The sequence below is a fragment of the Photorhabdus sp. RM96S genome (genome assembly GCF_042879335.1).
In the GTDB taxonomy this organism is placed as follows: Bacteria; Pseudomonadota; Gammaproteobacteria; order Enterobacterales; family Enterobacteriaceae; genus Photorhabdus; species Photorhabdus kayaii.
In genome coordinates, this window is the sequence record NZ_JBHFKT010000054.1 from 19,796 (window position 1) to 27,435 (window position 7,640).

The following is a 7,640-nucleotide window of genomic DNA, read 5'->3' on the forward strand; positions in this document are numbered from 1 at the left end:
TATTACTCCAAATTACTTGATAGTTTCGCTGTTAGATTTAAAGAAACGAACTTTTTTTCCGTCTTCAAATCTAAAACCTACACGGTCAGCCTTACCGGTTGCCGCATTGAAGATCGCAACGTTTGAAACCTGGATTGCAGCTTCTTTTTCAACGATGCCACCTGGCTGGTTCAGAGCCGGAACAGGCTTCTGATGCTTTTTAACCAAGTTGATACCTTCAACAATGACTTTCCCAGTAGAAAGAACCTGTTTTACTTTACCGCGCTTACCTTTATCTTTTCCAGTCAACACGATAACTTCGTCATCACGACGGATTTTCGCTGCCATTGTCCGCTCCTTAGAGTACTTCTGGTGCCAGGGAGATAATTTTCATGAACTTTTCATTACGAAGTTCACGAGTTACCGGCCCAAAAATACGCGTACCGATAACTTGCTCACTTGTGTTGTTTAACAACACGCAAGCATTGCCATCGAAGCGAATGACAGAACCGTCAGGGCGACGAACACCCTTCTTGGTGCGCACCACTACCGCTTTCAGGACATCACCTTTTTTCACTTTACCACGAGGAATTGCTTCCTTGATGGTGACTTTTATGATGTCGCCGACGTGTGCATAGCGACGGTGCGAGCCACCCAGAACCTTGATACACATTACGCGACGTGCACCGGAGTTGTCGGCCACGTTCAGCATAGTCTGTTCTTGGATCATTTTAGTGCTCCGCTAAATGTCAACTACTACTGAGCCCACTTCACTACTATAATTTAATATGAAGAGGCCGTTCAGATACCCCATATCACGAGGGCGCGGCATTATAACACCACATCTCAGATATAGATAGAAAAAATAAACGGCCCATAGCCTGAGCCGTTTACTCTATTCGAGCCAGCTTACAGAATCGCTTTCTCTACAACGCGAACTAAAGTCCAAGATTTAGTTTTGGACAGTGGACGGGTTTCGCGGATTTCCACCACATCACCAATGCCACATTCATTGTTCTCGTCATGTACATGCAGTTTAGTCGTACGTTTGATGAATTTACCATACAGAGGGTGTTTCACCTTACGCTCAATAGCAACAACAATAGATTTCTCCATTTTGTCACTTACAACACGACCTTGCAAAGTACGGATTTTATCGGTCATTACGCACCCGCCTTCTCAGTCAGTAAAGTCTTAACGCGTGCGATATTACGACGCACTTGTTTCAACAGATGAGACTGTTGTAGCTGGCCACTTGCAGCCTGCATGCGCAGGTTAAATTGTTCACGCAGCAAATTCAGCAGCTCAGTGTTCAGCTCTTCAACGCTTTTTTCGCGCAGCTCTTGTGCTTTCATTACATCACCGTCTTAGTTACAAAGGTGGTCTTGATAGGCAGTTTCGCTGCTGCCAGCTTGAATGCTTCACGAGCCAGCTCTTCAGGCACACCGTCCATTTCATAAAGGACTTTACCAGGCTGGATCAAGGCAACCCAATATTCTACGTTACCTTTACCTTTACCCATACGCACTTCGAGTGGCTTTTCAGTGATAGGTTTGTCTGGAAATACACGTATCCAGATTTTACCTTGACGTTTAATTGCACGGGTCATAGCACGACGCGCCGCTTCAATCTGACGTGCCGTCAGACGGCCACGGCCCACAGCTTTCAGACCGAAAGTGCCGAAGCTAACATCCGCACCTGCTGCCAGGCCACGGTTACGGCCTTTGTGCATTTTACGGAATTTCGTACGCTTTGGTTGTAACATCAGCGACTCTCCTTACTTGCGGCCTTTACGCTGCTGCTTTTTAGGTTGTGCAGCCGGTTTTTCCGCCTGTTCAACAGCAGCCATACCACCCAAGATCTCACCTTTGAAGATCCATACCTTAACGCCGAGTACACCATAAGTGGTGTGCGCTTCTGAAGTGTTGTAGTCGATATCTGCACGCAGTGTGTGCAACGGTACACGACCTTCACGATACCATTCAGTACGCGCGATTTCAGCACCGCCTAAACGGCCACTGACTTCCACTTTAATGCCTTTAGCGCCTAGACGCATCGCATTCTGGACTGCACGCTTCATAGCACGACGGAACATAACACGACGTTCCAGCTGTGAAGTAATACTGTCAGCAACCAGTTTCGCGTCCAGTTCAGGCTTACGCACTTCAGAGATATTAATTTGCGCAGGAACACCAGCGATTTCCGCTACAGTTTTACGCAGTTTTTCTACGTCTTCACCTTTCTTACCGATTACGATACCTGGGCGAGCAGTGTGAATAGTTACACGAATACTTTTAGCAGGACGTTCAATAACAATGCGTGAAATAGACGCTTTTGCCAGTTCTTTCTTCAAGTACTGGCGAACTTTAAAATCGCTGTCTAGGTTGTCAGCGAATTCTTTAGTATTCGCATACCAAGTAGAGTTCCAAGGTTTGACAATACCCAGGCGAATACCATTAGGATGTACTTTCTGACCCATTGCTAGTCTCCAGAGTCTCAGCGATCGGACACAACCACAGTAATGTGGCTGCTGCGCTTCAGGATGCGATCTGCACGACCTTTTGCACGAGGCATAATACGCTTCATGGTCGGGCCTTCGTCTACGAAAATCTTCGTGACCTTCAGATCATCAATGTCAGCACCATCGTTGTGTTCTGCATTAGCAATAGCAGACTCAAGTACTTTCTTCACTAAACCAGCAGCTTTCTTATTGGTATAGGTCAGAGTTTCCAGAGCTTGCGACACTTTCTTACCGCGAATCAGGTCAGCTACAAGGCGAACCTTCTGAGCAGAAGAACGAGCGTGGCGATGTTTAGCGATAGTTTCCATCTCTTCCTCCTACCTTAGCGCTTTTTAGCCTTTTTATCGGCCGCATGGCCGCGATAAGTACGGGTCGGCGCGAATTCACCTAGTTTATGACCAACCATTTCGTCGGAAACAAAAACTGGTACATGCTGACGACCATTATGGACAGCGATGGTCAAACCGATCATGTTAGGAAAGATCGTTGAACGACGGGACCAAGTCTTAATAGGCTTTTTGTCTCCGCTTTCCACCGCTTTCTCTACCTTCTTCAGCAAGTGCAGGTCAATAAATGGACCTTTCTTGAGAGAACGTGGCATGGTTTATCCTCTAATTATTTTTTAGTACGGCGACGTACGATGAACTGATCAGTACGTTTATTACTACGGGTCTTCTTACCTTTAGTTTGAACACCCCAAGGAGTTACAGGATGTTTACCAAAGTTACGACCTTCACCACCACCATGTGGGTGATCTACCGGGTTCATCGCCGTACCACGAACGGTAGGACGAATACCACGCCAGCGACTTGCACCAGCTTTACCCAGAACACGTAGCATATGTTCTGCATTACCAACCTCACCTAAAGTGGCGCGGCAGTCAGACAGAACTTTACGCATTTCACCAGAGCGCAGACGCAAAGTTACATAAGAACCATCACGGGCAACGATCTGAACGTATGCACCAGCGGAACGAGCCAACTGACCACCTTTACCCGGTTTCATTTCTACGTTATGTACGGTAGAACCAACAGGGATATTGCGCATTGGCAATGCGTTACCAGTTTTGATAGCTGCGTCAACACCAGATTGAATCTGATCACCAGCTTTCAGCCCTTTAGGTGCAAGGATATAACGACGTTCACCATCTTTATACAAAACCAAGGCGATATTTGCTGAACGATTTGGATCATATTCCAAGCGCTCAACTACAGCAGGGATACCATCTTTATTACGTTTAAAGTCAATCAAACGATAGTGCTGCTTGTGGCCACCACCAATGTGACGAGTGGTAATACGGCCATTGTTGTTACGACCACCGGTTTTGCTGCTTTTTTCCAGCAATGGAGCATAAGGTTTACCCTTATGCAGCTCAGGGTTAACCACTTTAACAACGTGGCGACGGCCCGGAGACGTAGGTTTACATTTAACAATTGCCATTGTTCTTTACTCCTCCGACTTACTCTGCACCACCGATGAAGTCCATATTCTGGCCTTCCTTCAGTGTGACGTAAGCTTTTTTCCAGTCGCTACGACGACCAATACGCTGACCGTGGCGTTTAGTTTTACCTTTTACCAGCAAAGTGTTAACACCTTCAACTTCGACTTCAAACAGTTTCTGCACAGCAGCTTTGATTTCTGCTTTAGTCGCGTCTTTCGCAACTTTGAGAACGATGGTGTTGCTTTTCTCCATCGCTGTAGAAGCTTTTTCAGATACGTGCGGTGCGCGCAGTACTTTCAGCAGACGTTCTTCACGGATCATGCCAGCATCTCCTCAACTTGCTTCACAGCATCAGCAGTCATAACCACTTTATCGAAGGCGATCAAGCTCACTGGATCAATACCAGCTACATCACGAACATCAACCTTGTACAGGTTGCGAGCTGCTAAGAACAAATTCTCATCAACTTCATTAGTGATAATCAGCACATCTTCCAGCGCCATCTCTTTCAGTTTCTGAACCAGAAGCTTAGTCTTAGGAGCTTCTACAGAAAACTTCTCGACAACGATCAAACGATCTTGACGTACCAATTCAGACAGGATGCTTTTTAAAGCACCACGGTACATTTTCTTATTAACTTTTTGACTGTGGTCCTGTGGCTTAGCTGCGAAAGTTACGCCACCAGAGCGCCAAATTGGGCTCTTAATAGAACCAGAGCGTGCACGGCCAGTGCCTTTCTGACGCCATGGTTTTTTACCTGAACCAGAAACTTCAGCACGGGTTTTCTGAGCACGAGTACCTTGACGTGCACCAGCTGCGTAAGCAACAACTACTTGATGCACAAGCGCTTCATTGAAATCACGCCCGAAGGTAGTTTCGGAAACAGTCAGCGCGCCTTGCGCGTCTTTCATTACCAATTCCATTCCTATCTCCTTGACGTTACGCCTTGACAGCCGGTTTTACGATCAGGTTGCCGCCAGTTGAACCTGGAACAGCACCTTTGACCAGCAGCAGGTTGCGCTCAGCGTCAACACGTACTACATCCAGGCTTTGAACAGTTACGCGTTCATTACCCAGCTGGCCTGCCATTTTCTTGCCTTTAAATACCTTGCCCGGAGTTTGGTTCTGACCGATAGAACCCGGAACACGATGAGACAAAGAGTTACCGTGGCTAGCATCTTGGGTACGGAAGTTCCAGCGCTTAACAGTACCAGCAAAACCTTTACCTTTAGATGTACCAGTAACGTCGACTTTCTTAACGTCAGCGAAAATCTCAACGCTAATGCTTTGACCTACAGCATATTCTTCGCCTTCAGACAGACGGAATTCACGCAGGATACGGCCAGCTTCAACGCCAGCTTTAGCGAAATGACCTGCTTCAGGTTTGTTTACACGGTTAGCTTTTTTGCTACCAGTAGTAACCTGAATTGCACGATAACCATCGTTATCCAGATCTTTAACCTGAGTAACACGGTTATCTTCAATTTCGATAACAGTTACAGGGATCGAAACGCCATCTTCAGTGAAGATGCGAGTCATACCCACTTTTTTACCGACTAAACCAATCATTGTTTCAACCTCTTAATCGTTCAATGACCTGATTAACCCAGGCTGATCTGCACGTCTACACCGGCAGCCAGATCCAGACGCATCAGAGCATCAACGGTTTTCTCGGTTGGCTCAACGATGTCAACCAGACGCTTATGAGTGCGAATTTCGTACTGATCACGCGCATCTTTATTAACATGCGGAGAAATTAGAACGGTAAAACGCTCTTTATGAGTCGGCAGCGGGATCGGACCACGAACCTGCGCACCAGTACGCTTAGCGGTCTCGACAATTTCCGCAGTTGATTGATCGATCAAACGATGATCAAATGCTTTCAGGCGAATACGGATTCTTTGGTTCTGCATGAGACCAGAGCTCCAACTATTTTATAAACGTAAATAATCACTCCTCGATCCCATTTCGATTGATGGGAGAGTGTAATCGTTCGATATATAACCCCCATATCGGGGGTATTTTAAATGGGCAGCAAAAAAAACACTGCGCATTTACTGGCTAACAAACCAGACTTACACGTAAGTAAGACCGCATATTATACGCAAATCAATTAACAAAGCAAGATGCAGATCTGTCCGGAGTAAAATTAAAGGGGCATGAAACAAAATGCCCTAACTTAGCAGATAGGGCATTTTTCCGTAACTATAACTATTCTCCTTCAAGAATCTGTGCTTGAGTGTAATTTTGAATCCCCATACGTTCAATTAATTCAAATTGAGTTTCCAGCCAATCAATATGCTTTTCTTCTTCATCTAGAATATCGATCATTAAATCACGGCTAACATAGTCATGAATCGAATCAGCATAAGCAATCGCTTCTTTCAAATCTTTAGCTCCTTGCAATTCGAGCTGCAAGTCAGATTTGAGCATTTCTTCGATATCTTCTCCGATGTTCAGTTTCCCTAGATCCTGCAAATTAGGAATCCCTTCAAGAAAAAGGATACGTTCAATGTACCTATCGGCGTGCTTCATTTCATCGATAGATTCATGATATTCCTTATCATTAAGTCGAGTAAGACCCCAATTTTTGAACATCCGGGCGTGCAGAAAATACTGATTAATTGCAACAAGCTCATTTCCAAGAAGTTTGTTCAAATGAACAATCATTTTTTTATCACCTTTCATAGTTTACCCCTCCGCTTCCAGTACTTAAAGTGTAGTACCTATTCAGCAGAGTAGTAGTAAACTTACTTCTTTTTTATCAAGCAACGTTACCTATCTTGGGTAGCTGTGCAATCTCCTCATTAATTAGCTCTCTAGCTTGGCGTATGCATTTGCCACAATCACGGCCTACAGGCACAATACGTTTTAGTTCTTTAATAGAATGAATATGATGTTGACGCACCGCATTACGTATTGTTTTGTCACTCACCGCATTACATAGGCAGACATACATAAATAACACTCTCTGGTACACATTATAGCGCATATTAAATAATAATGAGTCTCATTTCAATAATCATTCGCATTTTAATTTTCTGATTCAGCTTCTTCCAAATATTCTTTTAGCCTTGTCAAATAGAGGTAGTTCTCTCATTTCTATAACACTTTGGCTAGGAAGGCTTTTATCTCTATCAGGAACTTTCTTAAACTTATTCCATCTAAAACTATCTCCTACATCAGCAATTTGTTCCAGAACTGATAGCTAGACAGAACAACCCGCTTAAGATATTACGGGATATAGAATTCACATACTTAGTTGTACGAAAACGAACATGCTATGCCGTAATCTTTTCAGGGGTAACCCCTCTTTCTGTTAGAACATACCGACAGAGGCAGAACAAGAATGGGCTAGATATTACTACCTGTATGTAAAAGAAAATATGACTTATCTAAATCTGAAGACAAATACTTATTTGGAAAAATCATGAGTTATCACTAACGTATTCTATAGATGAATGATGTATATATACTCTAAGAATATCCTGATAAAACAGCTAAATGACGCTTCCAGGAACAAACGATCAAAATCAAAAATTTAAAACACGAAGAGTCAACCCAACGGGGTGGTTCATACAGAGAATTTAAGGAAGGATTATATCAATTAAAATACTCACTAACAGACACCTAATGTAGCACACCAGGCGTCTGTTCTAAAACAAGACAAAATGCAAACTTATTCTAGAGTTAGGTACT

Annotated in this window: 15 protein-coding genes; all 15 read right to left on the reverse strand. The window is 44.2% G+C overall.

Translation table 11 applies throughout. From position 1 onward, the window contains the following. Positions 1 to 12: 12 nt before the first annotated feature. Positions 13 to 327, reverse strand: a complete 315-nt coding sequence (rplX, locus tag ACGF49_RS22275) for a 50S ribosomal protein L24 (protein WP_036781887.1) — start codon at positions 325 to 327, stop codon at positions 13 to 15. A gap of 10 nt (positions 328 to 337) precedes the next feature. Then, a complete protein-coding gene (gene rplN, locus ACGF49_RS22280; protein ID WP_036781889.1) occupies positions 338 to 709 on the reverse strand; it encodes a 50S ribosomal protein L14 in 372 nt (123 codons plus the stop codon). A gap of 179 nt (positions 710 to 888) precedes the next feature. Beyond that, entirely contained in the window at positions 889 to 1,143 is a 255-nt protein-coding gene (gene rpsQ, locus ACGF49_RS22285; RefSeq protein WP_011148786.1) for a 30S ribosomal protein S17, read from the reverse strand. Further along, positions 1,143 to 1,334, reverse strand: coding sequence for a 50S ribosomal protein L29 (gene rpmC / locus ACGF49_RS22290; protein WP_010847484.1), 192 nt, complete (start codon positions 1,332 to 1,334; stop codon positions 1,143 to 1,145). The genes rpsQ and rpmC overlap by 1 nt, the downstream gene beginning before the upstream one ends. Then, a complete protein-coding gene (gene rplP, locus ACGF49_RS22295; RefSeq protein WP_011148788.1) occupies positions 1,334 to 1,744 on the reverse strand; it encodes a 50S ribosomal protein L16 in 411 nt (136 codons plus the stop codon). The genes rpmC and rplP overlap by 1 nt, the downstream gene beginning before the upstream one ends. A 12-nt stretch (positions 1,745 to 1,756) precedes the next feature. Further along, positions 1,757 to 2,458, reverse strand: a complete 702-nt coding sequence (rpsC, locus tag ACGF49_RS22300) for a 30S ribosomal protein S3 (protein WP_112879442.1) — start codon at positions 2,456 to 2,458, stop codon at positions 1,757 to 1,759. A 17-nt stretch (positions 2,459 to 2,475) separates the two neighbouring features. Continuing rightward, positions 2,476 to 2,808 carry a 50S ribosomal protein L22 gene (gene rplV, locus ACGF49_RS22305; protein WP_011148790.1) on the reverse strand — a complete coding sequence of 111 codons (333 nt, stop codon included), beginning with the start codon at positions 2,806 to 2,808 and terminating at the stop codon, positions 2,476 to 2,478. Between the two features lie 14 nt (positions 2,809 to 2,822). Beyond that, positions 2,823 to 3,101: a 30S ribosomal protein S19 gene (gene rpsS / locus ACGF49_RS22310; RefSeq protein WP_011148791.1), complete on the reverse strand. Its 279-nt coding sequence runs from the start codon at positions 3,099 to 3,101 to the stop codon at positions 2,823 to 2,825. Positions 3,102 to 3,115: 14 nt separating this feature from the next. Then, a complete protein-coding gene (gene rplB, locus ACGF49_RS22315; RefSeq protein ID WP_112879441.1) occupies positions 3,116 to 3,940 on the reverse strand; it encodes a 50S ribosomal protein L2 in 825 nt (274 codons plus the stop codon). Between the two features lie 19 nt (positions 3,941 to 3,959). Next, a complete protein-coding gene (gene rplW, locus ACGF49_RS22320) occupies positions 3,960 to 4,262 on the reverse strand; it encodes a 50S ribosomal protein L23 (RefSeq protein WP_021322796.1) in 303 nt (100 codons plus the stop codon). Further along, positions 4,259 to 4,864, reverse strand: a complete 606-nt coding sequence (rplD, locus tag ACGF49_RS22325; RefSeq protein WP_011148794.1) for a 50S ribosomal protein L4 — start codon at positions 4,862 to 4,864, stop codon at positions 4,259 to 4,261. The genes rplW and rplD overlap by 4 nt, the downstream gene beginning before the upstream one ends. A gap of 16 nt (positions 4,865 to 4,880) precedes the next feature. Continuing rightward, positions 4,881 to 5,510 (reverse strand): 50S ribosomal protein L3, encoded by a 630-nt coding sequence (rplC, locus tag ACGF49_RS22330; protein ID WP_112879440.1) that lies wholly within the window; start codon positions 5,508 to 5,510, stop codon positions 4,881 to 4,883. Between the two features lie 32 nt (positions 5,511 to 5,542). After that, a complete protein-coding gene (gene rpsJ / locus ACGF49_RS22335; RefSeq protein ID WP_112879439.1) occupies positions 5,543 to 5,854 on the reverse strand; it encodes a 30S ribosomal protein S10 in 312 nt (103 codons plus the stop codon). Positions 5,855 to 6,152: 298 nt separating this feature from the next. Then, complete coding sequence (bfr, locus tag ACGF49_RS22340; protein ID WP_112879438.1) at positions 6,153 to 6,629, reverse strand: bacterioferritin; 477 nt, start codon at positions 6,627 to 6,629, stop codon at positions 6,153 to 6,155. A gap of 76 nt (positions 6,630 to 6,705) precedes the next feature. Then, the gene (gene bfd / locus ACGF49_RS22345) at positions 6,706 to 6,900 is read right to left on the reverse strand and encodes a bacterioferritin-associated ferredoxin (protein WP_112879459.1); all 195 of its coding nucleotides are present in this window, start codon (positions 6,898 to 6,900) and stop codon (positions 6,706 to 6,708) included. Between the last annotated feature and the right edge of the window lie 740 nt (positions 6,901 to 7,640).